Raw genomic sequence first — 23,549 nt, 5'->3', positions numbered from 1 at the left:
AGTTACTTAATGGATAAGATCGTAGATCTTTATTTAAAAACACCAGAGACATACAAAAAATGGCAAAATTTTTTGCTTCATCATGGTCTATCAAATTTTAATTCCCGTGAAGTCAACGTGATTGATCATACTTTAGGTTTGATTAATGAAGACGGGGAATTAGTTGGTACCGGAAGTACAGCGAACAATGTCTTAAAGTACATCGCGGTTTCAAATGATGATGAAACAACTCCAGGTGCTCGTTTCAACCAGATAATTACTGCTTTGCAGCAATATCTCTTTAGTCAACAGATTTTTCATAGCTTTGTTTTCACCAAAGAAAAGTATTCTACAAGTTTTGCCCATTTAGGATTTCAAGAACTCGCTCATAATGAGTCAGCCGCTTTTTTAGAAAATGGGACGCCAGATATTAATGATTTTTTAGCACAAATTCCTCGGGTTAAAGACCAAGAAAAACTGCAAGTGGCAGCAATTGTCATGAATGCAAACCCTTTTACGCTTGGTCATCGTCAACTCGTTGAATTAGCAAGTAAAGAAAATGATTTGGTTTATGTTTTTGTTGTGGCTACAGATGCTTCGCTCTTTAAAACCAATGAAAGGATGCAGCTGGTAAAAGAGGGGACAAAGGATTTAAAAAATGTCCTTGTCGTCAGTGGTGGAGACTATATGGTTTCCCAGTCGACATTTCCAGCTTATTTCCTAAAATCAGCCGATGATTTAATTACTGTTCAGACTGAAATTGATGCCTTAGTTTTTAAAAACTATGTTGCTCCCGCTCTAACAATTAACAGAAGATATTTAGGAACAGAACCACTTTCGCGAACAACTAATTTCTATAATCAAAGCCTGATAAAGACTTTAAGTCCTGATATCGAAGTTAAAATTGTTGAACGTTTCCAAGCAGATAGTCAGGTAATAACAGCAACAAAAGTGCGGCAGCTAATTAAGCAAGACCATTTAGCAGAAATAAAACCTTTGGTTCCAGTTAGCACAATGCAATTTATTATTAACAACAAGCAAGATTTACAAATGCGAATAAAGAAAGGAATGAATATCAATGGAAATTAAGACAGTTGGTGTTGCAGGAACATTAGAGTCCTCAGACATCCAAATCATGATTTCAGAGGGCAACGAAGGAATTCAAATTGATTTAGACTCAGAAGTTATCAAGGCTTATGGTGATCAAATCAAAAAAGTAATTACTACGACCTTACAAAAATATGGCATTGAAAATGCAAAAGTAAAGGCCACTGATAAGGGAGCTCTTGATTGTGTAATCGCAGCGCGGACACTTGCCGCTGCCCAAAGAGCAACTGAGACCTCGGATAAACCAGAATTGGAGGTATTGCAATAAATGACTTATGTAAAAAACCGTTTGCGTCGAACCATGATGTTTGTACCAGGTAATAATCCTGCCATGGTTAAAGATGCTGGAATTTATGGTGCCGATTCAATTATGCTGGATCTAGAAGATGCTGTTTCTCTAACCGAAAAAGACGCTGCACGGATGCTTGTATATAATGCCATCAAAACTGTTGATTTCGGCGGAGCAGAAATAGTCGTTAGAATAAATGGCCAGGATACACCATTTTATGATGAAGACGTAAAAGCAATGGTTAAAGCTGGCGTTGATGTTATTCGGTTGCCAAAAACTGAATCTGCTGCAATGATTAAAAAATTGGTCAGTGATATGGAAAAAGCTGAACAAGAATATGGCGTCGAGAAAGGTTCAATCGGTGTAATGGCAGCTATTGAAAGTGCTAAGGGAGTTCTAAACGCTCCTGAAATTGCCACTTCTACGCCGTTAATGATGGGCTTGGCCGTTTCTGGTGAAGACTATACTGCTGATATGCATACTCATCGTTATCCTGATGGTCGTGAACTCGAATTTGCTCGGAATATGGTTTTGCAAGCAGCTCGTGCAGCTGACGTTTACGCGTTTGATACTGTCTTTTCTAATATGAATGATACGGAAGGCTTTTACCGCGAAACAAACTATATTTATGAACTAGGTTATGATGGGAAATCACTGGTTAATCCAAGACAAATTCCAATGGTTAACAAAGTCTTCAACCCAACCAAAGATGAAATTGAAAATGCTCAAGCAGTTCAAAATGCAATTCGCGAAGCTAAAGCTAAGGGCTCTGGAGTAATTTCAATGAATGGCAAGATGGTTGATAAACCTGTTGTTGAAAAGGCTAATCGCGTAATCGAAACAGCCAAAGCGTCAAACTTAATTGATGAGGAGGGCAATTACATTGGAGAATAAAGTAAAACGCAATTTACCGGATGATTTAATGACAAAAATGAGTTTAAAACCATTTGAGGGTGTTAATATCGGTAATCCTGACGTTCAAAGAGTGGCTCCTAAAGCTAGTGTAACCACTGGCGAAAACAAAGTAGTTGAATCTTTAGAAGAAGTTATTAAGAAAACACTCAAGGATGGGATGACTATTTCTTTCCACCACCATTTTAGAAACGGTGATTTTGCCTTCAACAAGGTAATGGATTTAATTATTAAACTCGGTTATAAGGACTTAACCCTAGCACCATCTTCTTTAACCGGCGTTATGAATGATAAAGTAATTGAGGCAATTAAAAAGGGCGTCATTACGAATATTACTTCTTCAGGTATGCGTGGCAGTCTTGGTGACTTTGTTTCTCATGGTGGCCTGAAAAATCCAGTTATTTTTCGCTCACATGGTAATCGTGCACGTTCAATTGAAGAAGGCGAAATTAAGATTGATGTTGCCTTTTTAGGTGTTCCTGTATCTGACCCAGCTGGAAATGCTAACGGGCAAGAAGGTGATGCAGTCTTTGGTTCATTAGGCTATGCTTTAGTTGACGCACAATACGCAGATAAAGTTGTTTTACTTACTGATAATATCGTTGACTATCCTAATACGCCTGCATCAATTAAACAAACTCAAGTTGACTATATAGTAAAAGTTGATCAAATTGGTGATGCCGATAAAATTGGTTCTGGCGCTACCCGTTTTACCAAGGATCCTAAGGAATTAAAAATTGCGCAGATGGTTAACCAAGTGATTGTTAATTCTCCATATTATAAGCAAGGTTTTTCATTCCAAACTGGTTCTGGTGGTGCCGCTCTTGCTGTAACTAGGTATTTACGGCAATCGATGCTTGATGATAATATTACAGCTTCATTTGCATTAGGTGGAATTACCAAACCAACCACTGATTTACTCGAAGAGGGACTAGTTAACAAGGTAATGGATGTGCAGGACTTTGATAAGGGTGCTGCTGCATCAATGGCTAAAAATAAAAACCAACAAGAAATTGATGCTTCTTGGTACGCTGACCCACATAATAAGGGAGCAGTAGTAAATAATTTAGATGTTGCTATTTTGTCGGCCTTACAAATTGATACTGACTTCAACGTTAATGTAATGACTGGTTCGGATGGGGTAATTCGTGGTGCAATTGGTGGTCACCAAGATGCTGCCTCTGCCAAAATGACGATTATTACTGCGCCACTTGTACGTGGACGTAACGCAACGATTGTACCTTCAGTTGAAACTGTTGTTACTCCAAGTGACTCGATTGATGTTTTAGTTACTGAACGGGGAATTGCAATCAATCCAAAACGGCAAGATTTAATTGCTGCATTTAGCAAAGTACCAGAGCTTAAGATTGTTGATATTAAGGATTTGCAAAAGATGGCTGAAAAACAAGTAGGAACTCCAAAGCCATTAGAGTATACTGATAGAACAGTAGCATTGATTCAATATCGTGATGGTACAATTATTGACACAATCAAAGAAGTAAAAGACTAATAGTCTAGCAATTTTTTGGATAAATCATAAAAGCTTCAAAAGTTATGACTTTTGAAGCTTTTTATATTTAGCTAAATTAACCCTAACTGATTTAAGCTATAATTACTAAAGATTAGATCTCTATTTTTAGAGCAAAAACCTACCTCTGAATAAGTCGAAGTAGATTTCTAACTCTTATATTTAAAAAGGAGTTTTTTAATGACTAAAACTATATTTGCATCTGGAACAAAACAATCAATAGAACAAGTTCTTGCGGACAAAGATCAACGCGTTAATTTACAGAAAAAACTTTTTCGAGAGTTTCCGCACAGTGTTTTACTGGACGTTAAGCTTAACATACCTGGGCCAATTAAAAATAACCAGTACCTAAAGCAGCTCTTCTTAACAGGTATAAAAACTTTGGAAGAGTCACTTAAGAAAGAACACTTATCCTTTAAATTAATGGAAAAGTGGGATAAGCCAACCGGATGCGAAAATTTTTATTTAGTGAATGGCAATAGTCGAGTCGTCAAAAAAACTGCAGTTGACTTTGAAAACCAATCACAATTAACGCGACTTTTCGACGCTGATGTTTTAGTTAAAAACCAACAGGCAGCACTATCACGCACTGACTTGGACATGCCCGCTCGTAAATGCTTTTTATGCGATCGTCCAGCTAAAGACTGTGCTCGCTCACGACGTCATTCGGTACAAGAATTGCAAGAATATATTAGTCGGATTTACTATCAGCAAGTTAAATAAAACTCTTGTTTTTACGTAGAACGCGTTCGGCAATACCGCTATTTGTGACCAAATGAGTAATTACGCCGCTTCGTAATGCTCCTAACAATGCATCTTCTTTAAAGCGATTTTTAACGACAACAAAACGAGTAGGTATTTTCATAATGTCCGCCATACTGATACCACAAATGTGTGAGTCAATTGGTTTATAAAAGTTACCGTTAATATCATATGGTCGACCGAAGATGACGCCCGCAATTTGCAGGCTATCAACATTTTTCAATAGATTCTCAGCATAGTAATCCATAAAGAATTGGTCAGATTCTAATGATTGAACCGTTCCAATGCTGGCAAAAAGCAAATCTATTTCAGAAAATTTCTTAGCAAAATATTCATAGTAAGGTTCAGTTTTAAGCTCTTTTACGACTTGCGGATTAATTGAATAAAGTGGGGCAGGAAAAGTTAAGCTCTTAGCATTAAATTTATCTGCAGCCTCTTGTGTTAGCTGATTTTTTCGTCTACTGGTATTGACAGCTTGACCAACAAGCTGAATAAAAGTTAAATCATCCCTTGTTTCTTCAGTAAAATTATCAATAATATCCTTGAGAAGCGTACCCCAAGTTAAACCGATTAAATGGGCAGATTTAGTGTAGTTTTGAATTTGTTTTGCCGCGTAGTTGACAATTACTTCGTTGTCCTGATTTTTCGTTTCTAAATCTTCAAGAATATAAACTTCTTTGAGATTAAAAATACGCTGAAATTCATTTTCCAACTTTTGTGACCTTTTTGGGCTTTGAGAAATGCTGATTTTGACAATTCCTTTATCCTTAGCTTCTTCAATCGCTTTCGTGATTAAGTAGCGTGAAATGTTGTATTTATTAGATATATCAGCAATATTTAGTTGACTTAAAAAATAATCTTGTGCAATATTAGCTAATTGTTCATCTGTTAATAGTGTCATGTGGGTATCCCTTTTCTTTAATATTATTTTAAATTATATTACAAAAACGGCTCTTTATTCTATAAAAATATAAACAAAAATTTATTTAAAACAATAATTTTAAAAAGTTAATAAAATATATTTATTATTATTCAAAAAAACACCATAAATTGTAAACTTATTCAAGCAAATCACAAAAAGTACCATGGGTCACTAATTGCAAGTCATTTGGTTTTAAGTAGACACTTCTTCCGACTTTTCCACTAGAAACCGCTATTTCAGTTTCTTTTTTCATGTCTTGGTCTAGGTAAATTGGAAAATGATGATTGAAGTAGATGCCAATTGGCGTGTTTGCTCCGTGAACATAACCAGTTGTTTTTTCAAGGTCCTTCAATGGTAGAAGTTCACATTTTTTATTACCAGAAGCTTTTGCTAGCTTTTTCATGCTTAAATGTTCGGTAACAGGAATGACTCCAACTAACACTCCAGTTTTATTACCAGAACAGACAAGTGTTTTGTAGACCAAATGTTCATTCTCGTTTAGAATAGAAGTATCCATTTGCGCAACGCCACCTGAGTCTTTGTGTGTAGCAAATTCAGCTTGATGATATGGAATTTTATTTCTATCTAAAATTTTTTCAACTAACGTTTTTTCAATTTTATTTTTCTTTTTCGCCATAATTATCACCTTTTTAATCATAGCATTGATAAAGAGAAATAAAAAAGGGAGTTTATTCATGAAATTATTAATTATTAAAATTGAGACTAGTCACGAAATAGAAGATGCACTCAGTGTATACAGCCAGGACGTCCTTCACTGCTTGGGAACAGAAACACGCAAGCGGTCTGATTTTGAACATGCCGGCTGGGAAAATGATTCTACCATTGTTAATCTGGAAGAAATCAAAGATCTTCCTCAAGACTTAGAATTTTATGCGTATTTTAGGGAAGATTCAGACCGCGATAAATTACTTGCAGATTTTCGCCAAAAGTTACAGGAATTGAAGGGATACGGACTTGATATTGGTCAAGCCAAAATTAGTGCATCTTACATCGAAGATAAAGACTGGAATACAGTATGGCAAAAATTTTATCACGTTATTAATTTTTCCAGGCACCTGGCAATTGTTCCAGAATGGGAAAATTACCAACCCCAGTTTTCTGATCAAAAGCTAATTAATTTGGATCCAGGATTAGCTTTTGGCACAGGTGGCCATAAAACTACACAACTTGCAATGATGGGCTTAGAGCGAACACTGACTGCTCCTAAAAGCGTAATTGATGTTGGAACTGGATCAGGTATTTTGGCTATTGCCGCTTCACTTTTAGGAGCTAACAAGGTAATTGGCACCGATGTTTCTGACGAAGCTGTCACGGCAGCTCAAGAAAATGTTGCCTTAAATCATTTAGATAATATTCAGATTAAAAAAGCAAATTTATTAGAGAATATTGACGGTAAATTTGATATTATTGTTGCTAATATTTTGGCGGAAATTTTACTCGACTTGATACCTCAGCTAAATGATCATTTGCAAAAAGGCGGAAAAGTTATTTTCTCCGGAATCGATTATTTACAGTTAACAAAGGTAGAAAAGGCCCTAGATAATTATGACTTTAAGGTTGAATTAACGATGAAACAGGATCGTTGGGTAAGTTTAGTAATTGCGCGAAAAGAACAATAAAAAGAGTTATAATAGAAAATTAAGTTAAGTAAGGAAAAAGTGAATTGATTGATAAATTAAAACACATACCATTTATTAAAAAGTTAAATCAGTATCAAGCAATGCCTATTATCTGGTGGACAATATTGGTTTTATTATTACCATTTATTTTTAGCTTGTGCCGGATTCCAACCGTTTGGCGTGTTGGATTACTTTTTATCGTTTTTAACTGTCTGGTCAGTTACCACTTAGGAATATTGGTTAAAAAAATTGCCTTGAAATGGTATTGGCTGTTATTGCTGCCAGTTTGTTTTTGTTTAATCGTTTTAATCAAATATGCTAACTACAATTTATTATTTGGTTTAATTTATTTAATCTTTGAAATCTTTGGCTTAATGGATAGACAATTTTATAAATAAGAAGGGTCGGGTTCTATGTCAAAATATGCGGAAATGACGCATGATCAAGTAATTGACACCTGTAAAAAATACATGAATGATGAGCAAATTGCTTTTGTTGAAAAGGCATATGAATTTGCTGAAAATGCGCATAAAGAGCAAAAACGCGCGTCTGGTCAGCCTTACATTGTGCATCCCACGCAAGTGGCAGGGACCTTGGCCACTCTTGGACTTGACCCAGATACAATAGCTGCCGGCTTTTTACATGACACAGTCGAAGATACGGAAGTAACTAATGACGATATTAAAAATATCTTTGGTAAAGATGTTGCTTTTATTGTTGATGGCGTTACTAAGCTAAATAAATATGAATACAAATCGCACCAAGAGTTCTTAGCTGAAAATCACCGTAAAATGCTCATAGCAATGGCTAAGGATATCCGCGTCATTATGGTCAAGTTAGCTGATAGATTGCATAACATGCACACGCTAGAGCATTTACGGCCGGATAAACAACGACGTATTGCTTCAGAAACAATGGACATTTATGCTCCATTAGCTGATCGATTAGGTATCGGTACTATTAAGTGGGAACTGGAGGATCTCAGTTTTCATTATCTTAATCCGAAAGCTTATTACCGGATCGTGAACTTAATGAGCTTAAAAAGAAGCGAACGGGAAAAATATATTCAAGATGCAATTAATACATTAAAAGAAAGTCTAGATGGTTTAGGAATTACTTATGATATTCATGGTCGACCTAAGCATATCTATTCCATTTATAAAAAAATGGTTAATAAGCATAAGGATTTTAATGAAATCTACGATCTCTTAGCGGTTAGGGTAATTGTTAAGACTGTCAAGGATTGTTATGCAGTTTTAGGTGCCGTCCATACTAAGTGGAAGCCGATGCCCGGTAGATTTAAAGATTATATTGCCGTTCCTAAAGTAAACGGGTATCAATCACTTCACACTACAATTATTGGTCCCGGTGGCCGTCCACTTGAAATTCAAATTAGAACAGAACAAATGCATGAAGTGGCGGAATACGGTGTAGCTGCCCACTGGGCATATAAGCGCGGCAATTTCTCTGGAGTTGAGCAAACTTCTTCCAACGAAAAACTTGACATGGTGCGAGAAATTCTTGAATTAAAGGATGAAACACAGGACGCTGGCGAGTTTATGAAGAGCGTCAAAAGTGAGATCTTCTCTGACCGTGTTTACGTGTTTACGCCAAAAGGTGAGGTCTACGAACTGCCCAAGGGCTCAGTTACCTTAGACTTTGCCTACGAGATTCATACTCAGGTAGGAAGTCACGCGGTTGGCGCTAAAGTGAATGGCAAATTAGTGCCACTAGACTACAAGTTAAAAAATGGTGATGTCATTGATATTATGACGCAATCCAATGCTAGTCCATCGCGGGATTGGGTGGACATGGTCAAAACTTCACGCGCTCGGAATAAAATCAGGCGCTATTTTAGAAACTTAGACCGAGAGCATAGCATTGAGCAAGGTGAGCAGATGATCGCGGATAATTTACGCGAGCAAAATTTCTCACCTAAGGAATTCATGGATAAAGACCACATCGAGCAACTATTGCAACAATTAAATTATCATACAGCAGATGAAATGTTTGCATCAGTTGGTTTTGGTGATCTTTCGGCCATTAGTGTGGTTAATCGCTTGACTGCCGACATTCGCCATGAGGATGAAAAAAAGCGCCAAAAGCAGCTTGAAGAAGAAATTTTAAATTCAGGACAAAAAGCAGTTTCTGAAACAAATAATAGTAATTCCTCAGCTATGAAAGTTAAACACAAGAATGGTGTGGTGATTCAAGGCATCAGCGATTTAATGCTGCATTTAGCTAAATGCTGTAATCCGGTTCCTGGTGATAAGATTGTCGGTTACGTTACAAAGGGCCGTGGGGTTACAATTCACCGTAGCGATTGTCGTAATATTGTTCATAATGATGCCAGTCAGGGACGCCTAATTGAAGTAGAATGGGAAAATGTTGAAGAAAATAGCGCACAAGCCTTTAACGCTAATATTGAGGTTTTTGGCTATAATCGCAGTCGTCTATTAAGCGATGTTTTAACTAAATTAAACTCGTTAACGCCCAATATTAACAATCTTTCAGGTAAAGTTAATGACGAAAATATTGCTCATATTTATGCAACGGTTGCTGTCAATAATTCTGGTCAACTTGATAGTATTTTAACCAAGTTACGTGATATTCCTGATGTTTATGAAACTAGAAGGGCTGATAATTAATGCGAGTAGTAATTCAAAGAGTAAATTATGCTAACGTTAAAATTGCAAACGAAAATGTTGGTGAAATCAAAAAGGGCCTTCTATTATTAGTTGGCTTAAAAGAAGGCGACGATAGCCAAACGGTGAAAAAAGCTGCTTCTAAGATAGCTAAAATGCGGATTTTCGAAGATCAAGACGGAAAGACTAATTTGGCAATTAAAGATGTTGGCGGCAAAATCTTGAGTGTTAGTCAATTCACTTTACTTGCCGATACTAAGAAAGGTAATCGTCCTAGCTTTATTCAGGCAATGAGACCACCAAAGTCGGATGAGTTATGGCAGGCTTTTAATCATGAACTTGAAAATAATGGCTTGGATGTTGCTACTGGCAAATTTGGTGCCGACATGCAAGTTACTTTAGAAAATGATGGACCTTTTACGATTGTACTTGACTTATAAAAAATTTTAGCCGGAATAACAGTACAGGTTGACTTTTTAAGGTTAAAACTATAAGCTAAAAAAAGAAATTATCAATGACAAAGACTGAAGATTAGCACTTTTTAATAACAGAGAACGTTCATCTTGCTGAAAGAACGAATAAAAAGCTAAACTGTGACCCCTTTACCAGATAATAACCGCATCGCGAGCGTTATTCGCAGCAGGCAAAAGGTGGTACCGTGCTGATTCAGAGCGCCCTTGATTTTATTCAAGGGCGTCTTTTTATTAAAAAGGATGATTAAATGAGAGTTCAAAAACCTAAAGGAACAGTTGATATTCTCCCTGATCAATCAGGTTCTTGGGAAAAAGTAGAACAAATTTTACGTGATTTCTTCAAAAGGGCAAATTACCGTGAAATTAGAACCCCTAGTTTTGAAAACTATGAAGTATTTTCACGTTCTAGCGGTGAAACGTCTGATGTAGTTGAAAAAGAAATGTATGATTTCAATGATAAGGGTGGCAGACATATTGCTCTAAGACCTGAAGGAACTGCGGGTGTGGTTCGTGCATATGTTGAAGATAAATTATATGCACCCGAAATGGTCAAGCCACTCAATGTTTATTATCTTGAATCAACATTCCGTTATGAACGGCCACAAGCGGGCCGTCAACGTGAATTTCACCAGATTGGAATTGAAAGTTTTGGTTCCAAAAATCCATTGGCTGATGTTGAAACAATTGTTTTGGCTCATGATTTACTGGCAGAACTTGGGGTTAAAAATTACGAATTACACATTAATACCTTGGGTAATGCTCAGGTTCGAAAAGATTATCATGATGCATTAGTTAACTACTTTAGACCATTAAAAGAGCAATTATCGGATGATTCTAAGCGTCGTTTGGAAAAGAATCCATTGCGAATTTTAGACTCTAAAGATGAACAAGATAAACAATTTTTACCAAATGCCCCTAAAATAATTGATTATCTTAATGATGATGCAAGAAAGAATTTTGACCAAATTACCCAAATGCTCGATCAGCTCGGCATTTCATATACAATCGATAATGATTTGGTTCGCGGGTTAGATTATTATTCAGGAATTATTTTTGAATTCATGGTTGAAGATCCTAGTCTATGGGAATCTGCCACTACAATCTTAGGTGGGGGACGCTATGATAATCTAGTTGAAGAATTTGATGGTCCGGCAACTCCAGCTGTAGGATTTGGTATTGGCGAAGAGCGCTTAATGCTAGTTTTACAAAAGCAGAATCCAGCTCTTTTTGCCGATCAAGGAATCGACTTTTTCATTACCAATATTGGTGACGGAACGGAAATTAAAGCGGTTGAAATAGCGCGCTCTTTACGTAATCAAGGATTTAAGGCCCAATATGATGTTGACCAAAAGAAACTTAAGGCACAGTTTAAAAAGGCCGACCGTGTGCACGCCCAGTTTGTAATCACGTTAGGTGCCAAGGAACTTGCTAACGGAATTTTGAATGTTAAAAGATTAAGTGATGGTAAAACATTAGAATTAAACTTGACCGATGTCGACAATATCAAAGAAGTCATAAAGAAATTAAAGGATTAAACAAAATGGAAAAAAGAACGAATTACTGTGGCAACATTACTGCCGAATATATTGATCAAGAGGTTAACCTATATGGTTGGGTTCAACGTGTTCGTAACTTGGGGAACCTAGTTTTTATTGATCTGCGCGATCGTGAAGGCATTGTCCAAGTTGTGATTAACCATGACTCAGGAAAAGAATTGATGGCAATTGCTGATTCACTGGGTAATGAATACGTTATTCAAGTAAAAGGCAAGGTTGTTAAGCGTTCAAGTGTTAACCCCGAAATGAAGACTGGTGAAGTTGAAGTTGATGCTAGCGAAATTAACATTTTAAATAAGTCACAAAACCCTCCATTTGAAATTAAAGACAATATTGAAGTTGGGGAACAGACTCGGCTGAAATACCGTTATCTGGATTTGCGTCGGCCTAATTTACAAAAAGCAATAATTTTGCGGTCTAAAATTTTGCAAGCTACTCACGAGTATTTTGACGAAAACGGCTTTATTAATATTGAGACACCAGTTTTGGGTAAGTCCTCACCTGAGGGAGCTCGTGACTATTTAGTACCATCGCGTATTTACCCCGGTAGTTTTTATGCTTTACCGCAATCACCACAATTGTTCAAACAGTTATTGATGGGAGCAGGCTTTGATAAGTATTATCAATTAGCAAGATGTTTCAGAGACGAGGATTTGCGTGGGGATCGTCAGCCCGAATTTACGCAAATTGATATGGAAACATCTTTCACCGATGAACAGCAAGTACAAGACTATACTGAAGGACTGCTTAAAAAGATTATGAAGGATGTAATGGGCATTGACTTGAAGACGCCGATTGCACGAATTTCTTGGACCGATTCAATGAATAATTACGGAACAGATAAGCCTGATATCCGTTTTGACATGCTTATTCATGATTTAAGTCCTATTTTCAAGGATAGCGACTTTAAAGTTTTCTCAGGTGCAATTGCTGATGGTGGTTTTGTAAAGGGAATTGCTGTTAAGGGTGGTGCTAAGGCATATTCACGCAAGCAAATTGAAAAGAAACAAGAATATATCAAACGTTTCCATGCAAAAGGTCTTGCCTGGGTTAAATATGAAAATAATGAATTTTCAGGTCCAGTTGCACGCTTTTTAACTACTACGAACCAAGAACAACTTATTAATGAGTTCCAACTCGAAGGTGGCGAGTTGTTAGTCTTTGTAGCTGATAAATGGAAAGTTTGTTGTGACTCACTTGATCATTTACGGCGTGAATTTGCTAAGGAAACTGGAATTATTCCTAAACATGAATTTGATTTTGTTTGGGTAGTTGATTGGCCACTATTTGAATACGATGAAGGTATTGGTAGATGGATTGCTGCTCACCACCCATTTACGATGCCCGATGATGAGGGAATTAAGCTACTTGATACCGATCCACATAAAGCGCATGCTCGCAGTTATGATATCGTTATGAACGGTGATGAACTTGGTGGTGGCTCAATCCGTATTCATAAACGTTCAATTCAAGAAAAAATGTTCAAAGCTTTAGGATTTACCAAGAAACGTGCCTATGAACAATTCGGTTACTTACTCGAAGCTTTAGATATGGGATTCCCACCACATGCAGGTTTGGCGATTGGCTTAGATCGGTTTGCAATGCTTTTAGCAGAAAAAGATAATATTCGAGATGTACTGGCCTTTCCAAAGAATGCCAATGCTTCCGAGCCAATGATGCATGCTCCAGCTCCAGTAGCCGATCAGCAATTAGCTGATTTAGGAATTGAAGTTAAGGAACAATACCAAGAAAGTGTAGCGAAAACTGACGCCAACCTGCAAGAGCAGGCCGTTAAGGATTATGCTGCCCATTCAACTTGGGAAGAAGATTAAATGCAAAAAGATGGAGCAAAAAAGCTTCATCTCTTTATTTTTTAGAAAACATTGTAATTTTAATTGAGGAAAAATTATGTCACAAAAATATCATCGTGCGTTTGGCTGTTATGGAATAATTGGTAATTCAAATGAATTAGTTGTTATCAGAAAAAATGCCGGACCCTACATTAATCGCTATGACTTACCAGGAGGCAGCTTAGAAGATGGGGAAGAGTTAGCTAAAGCCGTTGTTCGTGAAGTTAAGGAAGAAACTGGGCTTGAGGCTCTTCATTTTGACCAAATCGGAGTCACCTCCTTTAGGTATCCGTGGGATTATCAGGAGTGGCATTATAACCAACATATTTGCGTGTTTTATCGGATTACGTCTTTTACAGGAAAACTGCAGCAAAGCGTAGAGCAATTTGCTGGGCAAGATTCACTCGGCGCAGTCAAAGTTCCTTTGGCTAAAATTAATATTCAAAATTCTTCGCCACTTGTTTTAAAGGCAAAAGAATACTTACTTAGACCAAATGAATTTAGTTTACAGGATCAAACTTATACTGATTGGCAAATACTGCAAAAACCGCTATTTTAATAAAAAGGGCAGCTAGCTTTACTAGCTGCCTTTTTTGGTTATTATTTGCTTAAATTATTTAAGAAATTTAATGCTGCATCATAATTAGGTTCATTAGTCATTTCATGAATTAGTTCTTGGTAAAGAACTTTGTTGTCAGCATCAACGATCCAAATACTTCTTGCATCAATTCCAGCAGATTCAACAAAAAGTCCCATCTTCTCACCGAAATCATGACTTTCATCTGACAAAAGTTCCATGTTTTCAACATCTTCGGCTGCACACCAATCTTTTTGTTCAGCTGGCGTGTTTGTTGAAACAGTGTAGAAATTAATGTTTTGATACTTGTCAACTTCACCATTAAAGCGTTTAGTAGAAATGCTGCAAACGCTAGTGTTGATATTAGGCACAACACTAATCAAAGTAGGTTGGTTGATTAGCTCACTCATTTTAACGATTGTACCATCAGCTTTTTTAACTTCAAAATCTGGTAAGTTAGCGCCGACAACAGGTGGTTGACCATTAGTTGTTAAAGGCTCATTTTTCATTGTAATTTTCATTCTTTTAAACCCTTTTCTGATATAAAATAACAATAATACCTTTCTAGTTTAAACTAGAAAGCCTTTAAACCCCAAACGATACGCACTTTAATTATTTAAAGTATCTTTGACGTATTCACTGATCCTAGAAACAGCTAATTTTAGATTTTCATCTGAAGAGGCATAAGAAAGACGAACAAAGCCTTGTCCACCTTTACCAAAGTAGCTTCCCGGAACAACACCAACTTTAGCTTTAACAGCTAAATCTTTAGCAAAAGCAACGTCATCTTGGCCAAATTTGTCTGGTATTTGCGCAAAAACATAAAAAGCACCTTCGGGAGTAGCCATTTTGAACCCATTTTTCTCAAGTCCAGTTTGAACAATATGCAATCTTCTTTCATAAATTGCCCGAGCTTCTACATAATCTTGCTCGCCATTTTCTAACGCTTCAGCTGCTCCGATTTGAACATTATCGGTTACGGAAGTAATCATAAACGAATTTACTTTAATAATTGTTTTCATAATTTCGTTAGGAGCGGCAATGTAGCCAATTCGCCAGCCTGTCATGGCAAAGTTCTTTGATAGACCCGATAACAAAATGGTCCGTTCAGGAATAATTTGTGCTAAGGAATAATGCTTTTTATGGCCATATATTAACTCTGCGTAAATTTCATCACTTAAAGCGAATAAGTTATAGTCACAAATGACTTCAGCTAAATCTGTCAGTTCTTCTTTAGAATAAACACGACCAGTAGGATTGGAGGGATCCGTCATAATGATGGCCTTGGCACCTTTGCCTTCATTCTCCAACGTGTCACACAACATTTCTGGAGAAAGAATAAAATTATTAGCGGAGGTATCGACTTGAACTGCAATTCCACCAGCCATTTCAATAATGCCAAAATAAACGCCCCACACGGGAGTAGGGACAATAATTTTATCACCCGGATTAATAATCGACATTATTGAAACATTTAGTGCTTCTGAAACGCCAACAGTTGCACAGATTTCTCCTTTCGAATCGTAGGAAACACCTAAACTATCATTTAAATATTTGCTAACCGCTTTTAAATATTCTTCTTTTCCTGCTTCGGGTGCGTAATGGGAATCATCACAGGCAATATCATTCATTGCGGCTTTCTTAATATGTTCCGGAGTTTTTAAATCAGGTTCACCGACAGTAAGTTTGATGATTCCAGGAATTTGCGAGATATTGTCGCTGAAAGCACGAATTTCGGATTTTGGTAATTTACTAATTTTCTGATTAATCGTTTTAAATAAACTTTTTGCTAATGTTGGCATAAAAAAAACCTTTCTAGAATTTTTGTACAGATATCATTATAACCTAGTATTTACGTTGCGAATATTTAAATTAACGTTAATTTATTGAGCTCATAATGAGGTTATTAAAAGAAACTTTGGTATAGTTAAATAAAGAAGGTGAAAATATGGACGAGACAAAGAAAAACGCAAGGTTAAAAGAATTAACCCAAGATCAATATGAAGTAACGCAGCATGCAGCTACCGACTATCCCTTTAAAGGTAAATATGATGATTTTTATCAAAAAGGGATATACGTTGATATTGTGTCAGGTGAGCCACTATTTTCAAGTGAGGATAAATACGACGCGGGTTGTGGCTGGCCTAGTTTTACAAAGCCAATTGAAAAACTGGTATATCATCGTGATCAGTCAATGGGCATGGAAAGGACCGAAGTTAAAAGTCCTGATGCCGATTCTCATCTAGGACATGTTTTTAATGACGGACCAGCCGATCAAGGCGGATTAAGATATTGCATTAATTCGTCGGCTTTAGATTTTATTCCTTATGACCAACTCGATGAAAAGGGTTATGGCGAATTTAAAAAAATCTTTAAATAATAAAAATTATGTAAAATAAAAGCACACCTCAAACGAGGTGTGCTTTTTGGTTAGACAATTTCCTGCTCTTTAAAACTGCCATATACGCGTTCAACTTCGGTAACACTCATGAAAGCGTATGGATCACTCTTTTTGACGATTTGTAAAATATCATACATATCGTAACGATCAATAACAGTTATTAAAACCTTTTTTTCGCTGTGACTGTATGCACCTTCGACATCATGAAAAATGGTAATCCCACGATGCATTTTTTCTTGAATACCATCAATGATTGCTTGTGGTTGATCCGTGACAATAGTTACTTGTAATTTTTGGTGCTGCGTATAGATTGCATCAATCACGCGTCCATTAATAAAAATAGTTAATGCCGAATAGAGTGCTCGATTCCAGCCAAAAGCAAAACCAGCAGCAGCAATAATAACTAGGTTAATTAAAATGCTGACTTTACCGTAGCTTGCACCAGTTTTTCTTCTAATGACAATACCAATAATATCCAAGCCACCAGTTGAAATACCATTTTTTAAAGCAAAACCGGTTCCTAAGCCGTTAATCATTCCACCAAATATTGCACAAACTAACGGATCAACGTGCATGTTGACTGGCTGAATGACGTGCATCATAATTGAACCCAAAATAACGGTTACCACAGTGAAGAAGGTAAACTTATGCCCGATTTTAAACCATGCCAATAATAAAATGGGAAGATTTAATGCGAAGTACATTTCCGAAGTAGACAGCGTAACCGGCAAAAAGCGCTCACTTAACGTATTAATCAATTGAGCAAAACCGGTAATTCCAGACGAATACATATGTCCGGGTCCCCAGAAAAAATTAAGGGCAATGGCGACCGTTAAAGAATAAAAAAATGAGGCAGAAATCTTTGATAATAAACTATAGCGCCGATTAAATTTATCGAGTTGATCCATTTATATTTTCCTTTTGCAAAATAGTTGTAAGTAATTTTCTAGCTCTGCATTATACCAAAAAAATAATCAGTCGTTAAACCGATTACCTTTTTGGCGTATATTACATTAAAAATTTATATTAGCCTAAAGTGTATAAACATCTTATATAAAGAAACACAATGGTTCAAAAGCACTTAAAAGTTTCTATATGATTGAAGTTGCTTTTTTAATAAGAACTTATCGTAAATACAATAATACTAATGATAACCTAAACAAAATAGTAACTATTTTTGCAAAAAATTATTTATTCTTCCAATGTTTTTTGATAAATTCTTCACGACCGCCAGATTCTTCTAATTGATATCTTAATGGATTCTTCTTATAAAAATCTTGATGATAATCTTCAGCAGGGTAGAAAGGTTTTGCTGGCTCAATTGCTGTAACAATTGGAGCACCAAATCTACCGCTATTTTGTAATTCTTGTTTGGATTTTTCAGCAGCAGCTTTTTGACTTGAAGAATTATAAAAAATTACTGGACGATAATTAGCCCCGCGATCCTGAAATTGACCAGAAGCATCGGTTGGATCCGTTACTTGCCAATAGTAGTCTAATAGCTTTTCATAAGGCATTACTTGGGGATCAAAAGTAATTTCAACAGCTTCTGTGTGTCCAGTCGTTCCACTTACTACTTGTTCATAGGTTGGGTTTTCTACTGTGCCACCTGTGTAACCAGAAACCACTTTTTTAATTCCAGGTAAAGAATCAAATGGCTTAACCATACACCAAAAACATCCACCTGCAAAAATTGCAGTATCTAAATTTGACTTATCAGAATTTATTTCTGTCATCTTTTGTCCACCTTCTCGTAAAATTTAACACATATTAATTAAGTGCTTTAAGGTAAGTCTAATTCAGACCTGAGATAACTGCAATTAATCGAACTCTTTCAAGGTTATCTGTTAGATAAAACAATTACTAATCTTCAATCCCTAAATGTTTTAAAATTAGTGCTGCCGTTTCTTCAATTGAGCGGTGAGCCACGTTAATGACATAACATCCCAACTTGTCATATAGCTTTTTAGCAGAATCAAGCTCAGCTTTGATAGCATCGGTATTCGAATAAGTAGTATCTGGGTTTAATCCGTACGAAATCATTCGTTGGCGCCGAATTTCATTTAAAACCGACAGGTCATTAGTTAAACCAATTATTTTCTTAGGATCAACTTTATATATTTCCTTTGGAATATGCGTGTCGGGAACTAGAGGCAAGTTTGCGACTTTTAAGTTCTTGTTAGCTAAAAACAATGATAATGGGGTTTTAGAGGTTCGTGAGACTCCTAGTAAGACCACATCAGCTTCAAGAAAGCCTTTTGGATCTTTGCCATCATCGTACATTACTGCAAATTCCATCGCCGAAATACGGTCAAAATATTTTTGGTTCATTTTATGCTGGGCACCAATTTTCATTTGCGGCCGCATACCGGTAGTTTTTTGAATTGCTTCCATTGCAGGGGAGAGAACGTCAACGCTCTCAATATGATGCTCACGCACGAACCGTATTACTGGAATTTGCATTTCATCCTTAGCCAAACTGTAGATAATAATTAAATTAGGGTAATTTTCTACCTCTTGGAAAGTTTCCTCTAATTTTTCTTTATTAATGATAAATGGGTAACGCCGATAATTAATTTGTGCATCGGGGAACTGTGCAGCTGCAGCAACAGCATTGTTAAAAGCAGTATCACCAGCCGAATCCGAAATAATTACTATGTTGACTTCTTTTTTTGGTGTTTCTTCAACCATTATTAGCTCCTTTTTTTCTCTAATTATACAATTTAAGCACCCTCATTAACAGATTTGAAATAAAAAATAGTCTGACGCACAAATTTTTTTGAAAAATATTGTACGTATGTATTGACCGATTAATATGGTTTGATATAATTTATATAAATGCATGACGGTTACGTCAAGAAATGGAAGGAGGGATCACATATGGCCAAGACAGTCGTTCACGAAAACGAGTCTATTGATGATGCTCTTCGTCGTTTTAAACGTTCCGTTTCAAGAAGTGGTACTTTGCAAGAATATCGTAAGCGCGAATTCTATGAAAAACCTAGTGTCCGCAGAAAGCTGAAATCAGAAGCAGCTCGGAAGCGTAGACATTATTAATGGATTTGAAAAGACACCTATCAATTGTGGTAGGTGTCTTTTTTAACATTAGTTATTTTTTTGCCAATCTAGTTCAGGAATTTGGTATAATTTATCTAGGTTTTAATTAGAAAGAGGGAGTTACTTTGAGTTTATCTGAACAAATTATGTCTGATATGAAAGAAGCAATGAAGGCACGTGATAAAGTGAAGCTTAACACTGTGCGAATGATTAAGTCTGCTTTAATGAATGAAAAGATTAAAGTAGGACATGAATTGAATTCCGATGAGGAACTAACCGTTCTTAACCGCGAAAAAAAGCAGCGTGAAGAATCAATTGCCGAATTTGCCAAAGCTAATCGTGATGACTTAGCTGATGAAACTAAAAAAGAACTGGCTGTTGTTGAGAGTTACTTGCCAAAGCAGCTTTCCGATGATGAATTAAGCGAAATAGTTACTTCAACAATTAAAGAAGTTGGTGCTACTGGAAAAGCAGATTTTGGTAAAGTAATGAAAGCAGTGATGCCAAAAATCAAGGGTAGAGCCGACGGTAAAGCAGCTTCTGACGCGGTACGCAGTCAGCTTGGTTAATTAAGAAAAGGAGCATGGATATTTGGTTCAAACCACTTTTATTCCAAAAAATCCAGAAAACATTCAAAAGCTTGTTGGGGTTAATGATAGCAACTTAACTCTTTTAGCCGAAGGCTATGATGTCAATGTTACTGACACTGGCAGTGAAATTATTATTGAGGGTGCTAATCAAGACGCTAATACTAAGAAAGTATTGGCTGTTTTAAAGGCACTTGATAATGTTGTCAGTGCCAATATTAATATCGGAGCTCCCGATGTCGTCAGTGCGATGAAAATGGCTGACAAAGGAACAACAGAGTATTTTCCTGACCTGTATAAAAAGATTTTAATTCGTGATGCTAAAGGCAAACCGATTAGAGTCAAAAATATGGGACAAAAGAAGTACGTTGAAGCAATCGCCAAAAATGATGTTGTATTTGGTATCGGACCTGCTGGTACTGGTAAAACGTTTTTGGCTGTTGTTTGTGCAATAGCAGCTTTTAAAAAAGGTGAGGTTTCTAGGATAGTTCTTACTAGGCCTGCTGTTGAAGCTGGCGAGTCACTGGGATTTTTGCCCGGCGATTTAAAAGAAAAAGTAGATCCGTATTTGCGACCAATCTATGATTCTCTATATTCTATATTAGGAACAAACACAACTGATCATTTGATGGAGCGCGGAGTAATTGAAGTTGCCCCCTTAGCATATATGCGAGGACGGACTCTGGATGATGCTTTTGTAATTCTAGACGAAGCACAAAACACCACCGATGCGCAGATGAAAATGTTTCTAACTCGGTTAGGCTTTAATTCCAAAATGATAGTTAATGGTGATATGACCCAGGTAGATTTACCTGGACGTCAGCGTAGCGGATTAATTGACGCGCAACACATTTTGAAGGGAATTGAACAGATTAAATTTATTCAGTTTTCCGCTAATGATGTTGTTCGTCACCCGGTAGTTGCCAAAATTATCAATGCTTATGAAAAGGAAGATGAACGAAATTAATGACACCAATCGAAATCACTTACAATGATGAAGTCGGTTTTTTAGAAAATAACGACCAAAATTGGCAAGATTGGATTGCTAAACTGCTTTTACTTGCTAAAAATGAAATTGGCAAGAAAAATAATTTGGAAATGAGCATTAATTTCGTTGACGAAGAACGTAGTCAAAAAATTAATGCCGAGTATCGTGAAAAAGATCGGCCAACGGATGTCATTTCTTTTGCAATTGAAGATGGCGATGACATGCTTGATTTTGCTGTTTTTGCAGCTGATCCAACTTTTCAAGAGGATATTGGCGATTTATTTATGTGTCCAAGTGTCATAAAGCGTCATAGTGAAGAATATGGTACTGGTTGGGAACGTGAATTTGGCTACACACTAGTCCATGGTTTTTTACATTTAAACGGCTACGATCATATTGATCCAAAAGAGGCTAAAGAAATGTTTGGGATTCAAGGTAAAGTTTTGGAAGACTATGGTTTACCGCTTTATCCTGATCAATTAGATAAAGGCAGAGGAAAATAATGTCTGAAGAAAAGAAAAATAAATCTGGTTTTGTTGCGTTACTTGGCCGTCCCAATGTTGGTAAATCGACTCTAATGAATTTTTTAGTTGGACAAAAAGTAGCAATTACTTCCAATAAGCCGCAAACTACACGAAATAAAATATCCGGCATTTATACCACCAACGATATGCAAGTTGTTTTTGTCGATACGCCTGGAATTTTTAAGCCTCATGTTGAGTTAGATGATTACATGGATAAAGCCAGTGTCTCTAGTTTAAATGAGGTCGATTTGATTTTATTTATGGTTGAACCTGAAAAAATGGGTAAGGGTGACCAGTACATTATCGAATTATTGAAAAAGGTTACGGTACCCGTATTTTTAGTGATTAACAAGGTCGATCAGGTTAACCCTAATGAATTATTGCCGATCATTGATGACTATCGTCAATTAGGAATTTTCAAGGAATACCTGCCGATTTCTGCTACGCAAGGTATTGGTATTACGGATTTAAATAAAGTTCTTTATGACTATTTGCCAGAAGGTCCTGCGTATTATGATCCTGATCAAATTACTGATCGCCCAGAATACTTTATGGTGGCAGAGTTGATCCGAGAGCAAATCTTGCAGCTTACTGCTGAAGAAGTACCTCATGCTGCGGCTGTTTGGGTTGAACAGATGAATAAGCATGAAAATAATAAACTCCAAATTGAAGCAACTATTTACGTCGAAAAAAGCGGCCAAAAAGGAATTATTATTGGTAAAAATGGCAGTATGCTTAAGAAGATTGGTATTAATTCACGTAAGCAAATTGAAGACTTACTCGGTGAAAAGGTAAACTTACATCTTTGGGTAAAAGTTCAACGTAACTGGCGCTCTGATCCAAGATTTTTGAAACAAATTGGGTATAACACCAAGGATTTAACTTAAAATGGCGCGCGAACTGAAAGAAGTTCAAGGAATTATTTTTAAACGACAAAAATTTCATGAAGCTGATTTACTAGCTAAAATCGTGACGCAAAAAAATGGCATTATTACGATGATTGCTCGCGGAGCGTTGAGGCCAAAATCAAAATTAGGGGCAAGTCTGCTTAATTTTTCATTTGGTACTTACGTCATCTATTCTTCTGGTCAAGGATTAAGTAACTTACGGACGTATAAGAATGTTAAGCAATTTGATGGCATTTTTAATGATTTAACCAAAAATGCTTATGCTTCATTTATTTTAGATTTAGCCGACCACGCTTTTATTGAATACCAAAACATTGGTAAATATTACGATTTGCTTTTTTATGCTCTTCAAAAAATTGATGCTGGAACAGACCCTGAAATGATCACTCAAATGGTGCAAATGCAGCTATTAGCCGCTTATGGAGTTGCACCAGAACTGCGGCACTGTGTAATTTGCGGCAAGCAACAAGGCGAATTCGATTATTCAATTAAACAGGGTGGCATCTTATGCAGTCAGCACTTTTACGTAGATTCTGCCCGTCTTCATTTATTACCGAAAGAAACTGCCGTTTTGCGTACAATTGCTCTTTTACCTTTTGAGCGTTTGGGAACAGTAAAAATTAATTCTGCTACCAAGAAAGCTACCCGTAAAGCAATCGATCGCATTTACCAAGAAACGATTGACCTTAATTTAAAAACGAAAAAATTCCTTGATGAGTTGAATTTATCCATGTAAAGCTTTAGGTTAAATTGTTATTATGGTAAAATATTAGTGTGTTTTGATAAAGATGAGGATCAGAGAAAGTACCAGTAAAGCGAGTGTCGGACGGTGCAAGGACATCTG

The 23,549-nt window shown here is 36.6% G+C and carries 26 protein-coding genes; 19 read left to right on the top strand and 7 right to left on the bottom strand.

All coding sequences use genetic code 11. The features are described 5' to 3' along the window. The first annotated feature begins 9 nt into the window (after positions 1 to 9). The 5 genes from citC to citX all read left to right on the top strand — a co-directional run bounded on the left by citC (position 10) and on the right by citX (position 4,538). Positions 10 to 1,068: a [citrate (pro-3S)-lyase] ligase gene (citC, locus tag J3U73_RS02745; protein WP_267409489.1), complete on the top strand. Its 1,059-nt coding sequence runs from the start codon at positions 10 to 12 to the stop codon at positions 1,066 to 1,068. Further along, a complete protein-coding gene (citD, locus tag J3U73_RS02740) occupies positions 1,058 to 1,354 on the top strand; it encodes a citrate lyase acyl carrier protein (RefSeq protein ID WP_103751681.1) in 297 nt (98 codons plus the stop codon). The genes citC and citD overlap by 11 nt, the downstream gene beginning before the upstream one ends. Further along, positions 1,355 to 2,269, top strand: a complete 915-nt coding sequence (gene citE, locus J3U73_RS02735) for a citrate (pro-3S)-lyase subunit beta (protein ID WP_220219708.1) — start codon at positions 1,355 to 1,357, stop codon at positions 2,267 to 2,269. Further along, positions 2,259 to 3,797 (top strand): citrate lyase subunit alpha, encoded by a 1,539-nt coding sequence (gene citF, locus J3U73_RS02730; RefSeq protein WP_323848361.1) that lies wholly within the window; start codon positions 2,259 to 2,261, stop codon positions 3,795 to 3,797. Before citE ends, citF begins: the two co-directional genes overlap by 11 nt. Before the next feature lie 198 nt (positions 3,798 to 3,995). Then, positions 3,996 to 4,538: a citrate lyase holo-[acyl-carrier protein] synthase gene (gene citX / locus J3U73_RS02725; RefSeq protein ID WP_267409487.1), complete on the top strand. Its 543-nt coding sequence runs from the start codon at positions 3,996 to 3,998 to the stop codon at positions 4,536 to 4,538. Here citX and J3U73_RS02720 read toward each other — a convergent pair. Both J3U73_RS02720 and ybaK read right to left on the bottom strand, forming a co-directional pair. Further along, the gene (locus J3U73_RS02720; RefSeq protein WP_103751677.1) at positions 4,531 to 5,478 is read right to left on the bottom strand and encodes a sugar-binding transcriptional regulator; all 948 of its coding nucleotides are present in this window, start codon (positions 5,476 to 5,478) and stop codon (positions 4,531 to 4,533) included. The genes citX and J3U73_RS02720 overlap by 8 nt on opposite strands. A 157-nt stretch (positions 5,479 to 5,635) precedes the next feature. Further along, the gene (ybaK, locus tag J3U73_RS02715; RefSeq protein ID WP_220219706.1) at positions 5,636 to 6,136 is read right to left on the bottom strand and encodes a Cys-tRNA(Pro) deacylase; all 501 of its coding nucleotides are present in this window, start codon (positions 6,134 to 6,136) and stop codon (positions 5,636 to 5,638) included. A 58-nt stretch (positions 6,137 to 6,194) separates the two neighbouring features. On the opposite strand from ybaK, the gene prmA reads away from it, so the two are divergent. The 7 genes from prmA (at position 6,195) to J3U73_RS02680 (ending at position 14,222) form a co-directional block, all read left to right on the top strand. Then, the gene (prmA, locus tag J3U73_RS02710; protein ID WP_220232005.1) at positions 6,195 to 7,139 is read left to right on the top strand and encodes a 50S ribosomal protein L11 methyltransferase; all 945 of its coding nucleotides are present in this window, start codon (positions 6,195 to 6,197) and stop codon (positions 7,137 to 7,139) included. A 44-nt stretch (positions 7,140 to 7,183) separates the two neighbouring features. Beyond that, entirely contained in the window at positions 7,184 to 7,537 is a 354-nt protein-coding gene (locus tag J3U73_RS02705) for a hypothetical protein (protein WP_220232004.1), read from the top strand. A gap of 15 nt (positions 7,538 to 7,552) precedes the next feature. Beyond that, positions 7,553 to 9,787 (top strand): RelA/SpoT family protein, encoded by a 2,235-nt coding sequence (locus J3U73_RS02700; RefSeq protein WP_267409486.1) that lies wholly within the window; start codon positions 7,553 to 7,555, stop codon positions 9,785 to 9,787. Further along, positions 9,787 to 10,224 (top strand): D-aminoacyl-tRNA deacylase, encoded by a 438-nt coding sequence (gene dtd, locus J3U73_RS02695; protein WP_220219702.1) that lies wholly within the window; start codon positions 9,787 to 9,789, stop codon positions 10,222 to 10,224. Before J3U73_RS02700 ends, dtd begins: the two co-directional genes overlap by 1 nt. Before the next feature lie 281 nt (positions 10,225 to 10,505). Continuing rightward, positions 10,506 to 11,792, top strand: a complete 1,287-nt coding sequence (hisS, locus tag J3U73_RS02690) for a histidine--tRNA ligase (protein WP_220268007.1) — start codon at positions 10,506 to 10,508, stop codon at positions 11,790 to 11,792. A 5-nt stretch (positions 11,793 to 11,797) separates the two neighbouring features. Beyond that, positions 11,798 to 13,645, top strand: coding sequence for an aspartate--tRNA ligase (gene aspS, locus J3U73_RS02685; protein WP_220268006.1), 1,848 nt, complete (start codon positions 11,798 to 11,800; stop codon positions 13,643 to 13,645). Between the two features lie 76 nt (positions 13,646 to 13,721). After that, positions 13,722 to 14,222, top strand: a complete 501-nt coding sequence (locus J3U73_RS02680; protein ID WP_103751669.1) for an NUDIX hydrolase — start codon at positions 13,722 to 13,724, stop codon at positions 14,220 to 14,222. A 41-nt stretch (positions 14,223 to 14,263) separates the two neighbouring features. Here the strand turns inward: J3U73_RS02680 and tpx are convergent, their stop codons facing one another. Together tpx and J3U73_RS02670 are read right to left on the bottom strand one after the other, a co-directional pair. Further along, entirely contained in the window at positions 14,264 to 14,761 is a 498-nt protein-coding gene (gene tpx / locus J3U73_RS02675; protein WP_220268005.1) for a thiol peroxidase, read from the bottom strand. Between the two features lie 87 nt (positions 14,762 to 14,848). Continuing rightward, positions 14,849 to 16,042 carry an aminotransferase class I/II-fold pyridoxal phosphate-dependent enzyme gene (locus J3U73_RS02670; RefSeq protein ID WP_220268004.1) on the bottom strand — a complete coding sequence of 398 codons (1,194 nt, stop codon included), beginning with the start codon at positions 16,040 to 16,042 and terminating at the stop codon, positions 14,849 to 14,851. Positions 16,043 to 16,188: 146 nt separating this feature from the next. Between J3U73_RS02670 and msrB the strand changes: the two genes are divergently transcribed. Continuing rightward, positions 16,189 to 16,620 carry a peptide-methionine (R)-S-oxide reductase MsrB gene (gene msrB, locus J3U73_RS02665; RefSeq protein ID WP_220268003.1) on the top strand — a complete coding sequence of 144 codons (432 nt, stop codon included), beginning with the start codon at positions 16,189 to 16,191 and terminating at the stop codon, positions 16,618 to 16,620. Between the two features lie 50 nt (positions 16,621 to 16,670). Here the strand turns inward: msrB and J3U73_RS02660 are convergent, their stop codons facing one another. The 3 genes from J3U73_RS02660 to J3U73_RS02650 form a co-directional block, all read right to left on the bottom strand. After that, on the bottom strand, positions 16,671 to 17,549 hold the full coding sequence (locus J3U73_RS02660) for a YitT family protein (protein ID WP_220268002.1): 879 nt from the start codon (positions 17,547 to 17,549) through the stop codon (positions 16,671 to 16,673). A 279-nt stretch (positions 17,550 to 17,828) separates the two neighbouring features. Then, positions 17,829 to 18,377, bottom strand: a complete 549-nt coding sequence (gene msrA, locus J3U73_RS02655) for a peptide-methionine (S)-S-oxide reductase MsrA (RefSeq protein ID WP_220268001.1) — start codon at positions 18,375 to 18,377, stop codon at positions 17,829 to 17,831. Positions 18,378 to 18,504: 127 nt separating this feature from the next. After that, a complete protein-coding gene (locus J3U73_RS02650) occupies positions 18,505 to 19,332 on the bottom strand; it encodes a pyruvate, water dikinase regulatory protein (protein ID WP_103751663.1) in 828 nt (275 codons plus the stop codon). A gap of 189 nt (positions 19,333 to 19,521) precedes the next feature. Here J3U73_RS02650 and rpsU point away from each other — a divergent pair, with 189 nt between their 5' ends. The 6 genes from rpsU to recO all read left to right on the top strand — a co-directional run bounded on the left by rpsU (position 19,522) and on the right by recO (position 23,441). After that, on the top strand, positions 19,522 to 19,698 hold the full coding sequence (gene rpsU, locus J3U73_RS02645) for a 30S ribosomal protein S21 (RefSeq protein ID WP_009560161.1): 177 nt from the start codon (positions 19,522 to 19,524) through the stop codon (positions 19,696 to 19,698). 125 nt (positions 19,699 to 19,823) lie between these two features. Next, positions 19,824 to 20,267, top strand: coding sequence for a GatB/YqeY domain-containing protein (locus tag J3U73_RS02640; RefSeq protein WP_103751662.1), 444 nt, complete (start codon positions 19,824 to 19,826; stop codon positions 20,265 to 20,267). A 22-nt stretch (positions 20,268 to 20,289) separates the two neighbouring features. Then, on the top strand, positions 20,290 to 21,252 hold the full coding sequence (locus J3U73_RS02635) for a PhoH family protein (protein ID WP_220268000.1): 963 nt from the start codon (positions 20,290 to 20,292) through the stop codon (positions 21,250 to 21,252). Next, complete coding sequence (gene ybeY, locus J3U73_RS02630; protein ID WP_220267999.1) at positions 21,252 to 21,776, top strand: rRNA maturation RNase YbeY; 525 nt, start codon at positions 21,252 to 21,254, stop codon at positions 21,774 to 21,776. The genes J3U73_RS02635 and ybeY overlap by 1 nt, the downstream gene beginning before the upstream one ends. Next, positions 21,776 to 22,684, top strand: coding sequence for a GTPase Era (gene era, locus J3U73_RS02625; RefSeq protein WP_267385552.1), 909 nt, complete (start codon positions 21,776 to 21,778; stop codon positions 22,682 to 22,684). The genes ybeY and era overlap by 1 nt, the downstream gene beginning before the upstream one ends. 1 nt (position 22,685) lies before the next feature. Continuing rightward, positions 22,686 to 23,441, top strand: a complete 756-nt coding sequence (gene recO / locus J3U73_RS02620) for a DNA repair protein RecO (protein ID WP_267409485.1) — start codon at positions 22,686 to 22,688, stop codon at positions 23,439 to 23,441. Positions 23,442 to 23,549 lie beyond the last annotated feature (108 nt).

The organism is Lactobacillus sp. B4005, from assembly GCF_026536045.1.
GTDB classification, from domain to species: domain Bacteria; phylum Bacillota; class Bacilli; order Lactobacillales; family Lactobacillaceae; genus Lactobacillus; species Lactobacillus panisapium.
Note: the sequence above shows the minus strand (reverse complement) of the source record. Positions and strands in the feature narration are given on the sequence as shown.

Bases quoted from the DNA above. Each gene is read 5' to 3' on its own strand.
- citX (WP_267409487.1), top strand. From the start codon at position 3,996: ATGACTAAAACTATATTTGCATCTGGAACAAAACAATCAATAGAACAA.
- J3U73_RS02700 (WP_267409486.1), top strand. From the start codon at position 7,553: ATGTCAAAATATGCGGAAATGACGCATGATCAAGTAATTGACACCTGT.
- J3U73_RS02680 (WP_103751669.1), top strand. From the start codon at position 13,722: ATGTCACAAAAATATCATCGTGCGTTTGGCTGTTATGGAATAATTGGT.
- hisS (WP_220268007.1), top strand. From the start codon at position 10,506: ATGAGAGTTCAAAAACCTAAAGGAACAGTTGATATTCTCCCTGATCAA.
- citD (WP_103751681.1), top strand. From the start codon at position 1,058: ATGGAAATTAAGACAGTTGGTGTTGCAGGAACATTAGAGTCCTCAGAC.
- prmA (WP_220232005.1), top strand. From the start codon at position 6,195: ATGAAATTATTAATTATTAAAATTGAGACTAGTCACGAAATAGAAGAT.
- J3U73_RS02720 (WP_103751677.1), bottom strand. From the start codon at position 5,478: ATGACACTATTAACAGATGAACAATTAGCTAATATTGCACAAGATTAT.
- J3U73_RS02670 (WP_220268004.1), bottom strand. From the start codon at position 16,042: ATGCCAACATTAGCAAAAAGTTTATTTAAAACGATTAATCAGAAAATT.
- aspS (WP_220268006.1), top strand. From the start codon at position 11,798: ATGGAAAAAAGAACGAATTACTGTGGCAACATTACTGCCGAATATATT.
- era (WP_267385552.1), top strand. From the start codon at position 21,776: ATGTCTGAAGAAAAGAAAAATAAATCTGGTTTTGTTGCGTTACTTGGC.
- recO (WP_267409485.1), top strand. From the start codon at position 22,686: ATGGCGCGCGAACTGAAAGAAGTTCAAGGAATTATTTTTAAACGACAA.
- J3U73_RS02650 (WP_103751663.1), bottom strand. From the start codon at position 19,332: ATGGTTGAAGAAACACCAAAAAAAGAAGTCAACATAGTAATTATTTCG.
- rpsU (WP_009560161.1), top strand. From the start codon at position 19,522: ATGGCCAAGACAGTCGTTCACGAAAACGAGTCTATTGATGATGCTCTT.
- tpx (WP_220268005.1), bottom strand. From the start codon at position 14,761: ATGAAAATTACAATGAAAAATGAGCCTTTAACAACTAATGGTCAACCA.
- citE (WP_220219708.1), top strand. From the start codon at position 1,355: ATGACTTATGTAAAAAACCGTTTGCGTCGAACCATGATGTTTGTACCA.
- ybeY (WP_220267999.1), top strand. From the start codon at position 21,252: ATGACACCAATCGAAATCACTTACAATGATGAAGTCGGTTTTTTAGAA.
- msrA (WP_220268001.1), bottom strand. From the start codon at position 18,377: ATGACAGAAATAAATTCTGATAAGTCAAATTTAGATACTGCAATTTTT.
- J3U73_RS02660 (WP_220268002.1), bottom strand. From the start codon at position 17,549: ATGGATCAACTCGATAAATTTAATCGGCGCTATAGTTTATTATCAAAG.
- dtd (WP_220219702.1), top strand. From the start codon at position 9,787: ATGCGAGTAGTAATTCAAAGAGTAAATTATGCTAACGTTAAAATTGCA.
- citC (WP_267409489.1), top strand. From the start codon at position 10: ATGGATAAGATCGTAGATCTTTATTTAAAAACACCAGAGACATACAAA.
- msrB (WP_220268003.1), top strand. From the start codon at position 16,189: ATGGACGAGACAAAGAAAAACGCAAGGTTAAAAGAATTAACCCAAGAT.
- ybaK (WP_220219706.1), bottom strand. From the start codon at position 6,136: ATGGCGAAAAAGAAAAATAAAATTGAAAAAACGTTAGTTGAAAAAATT.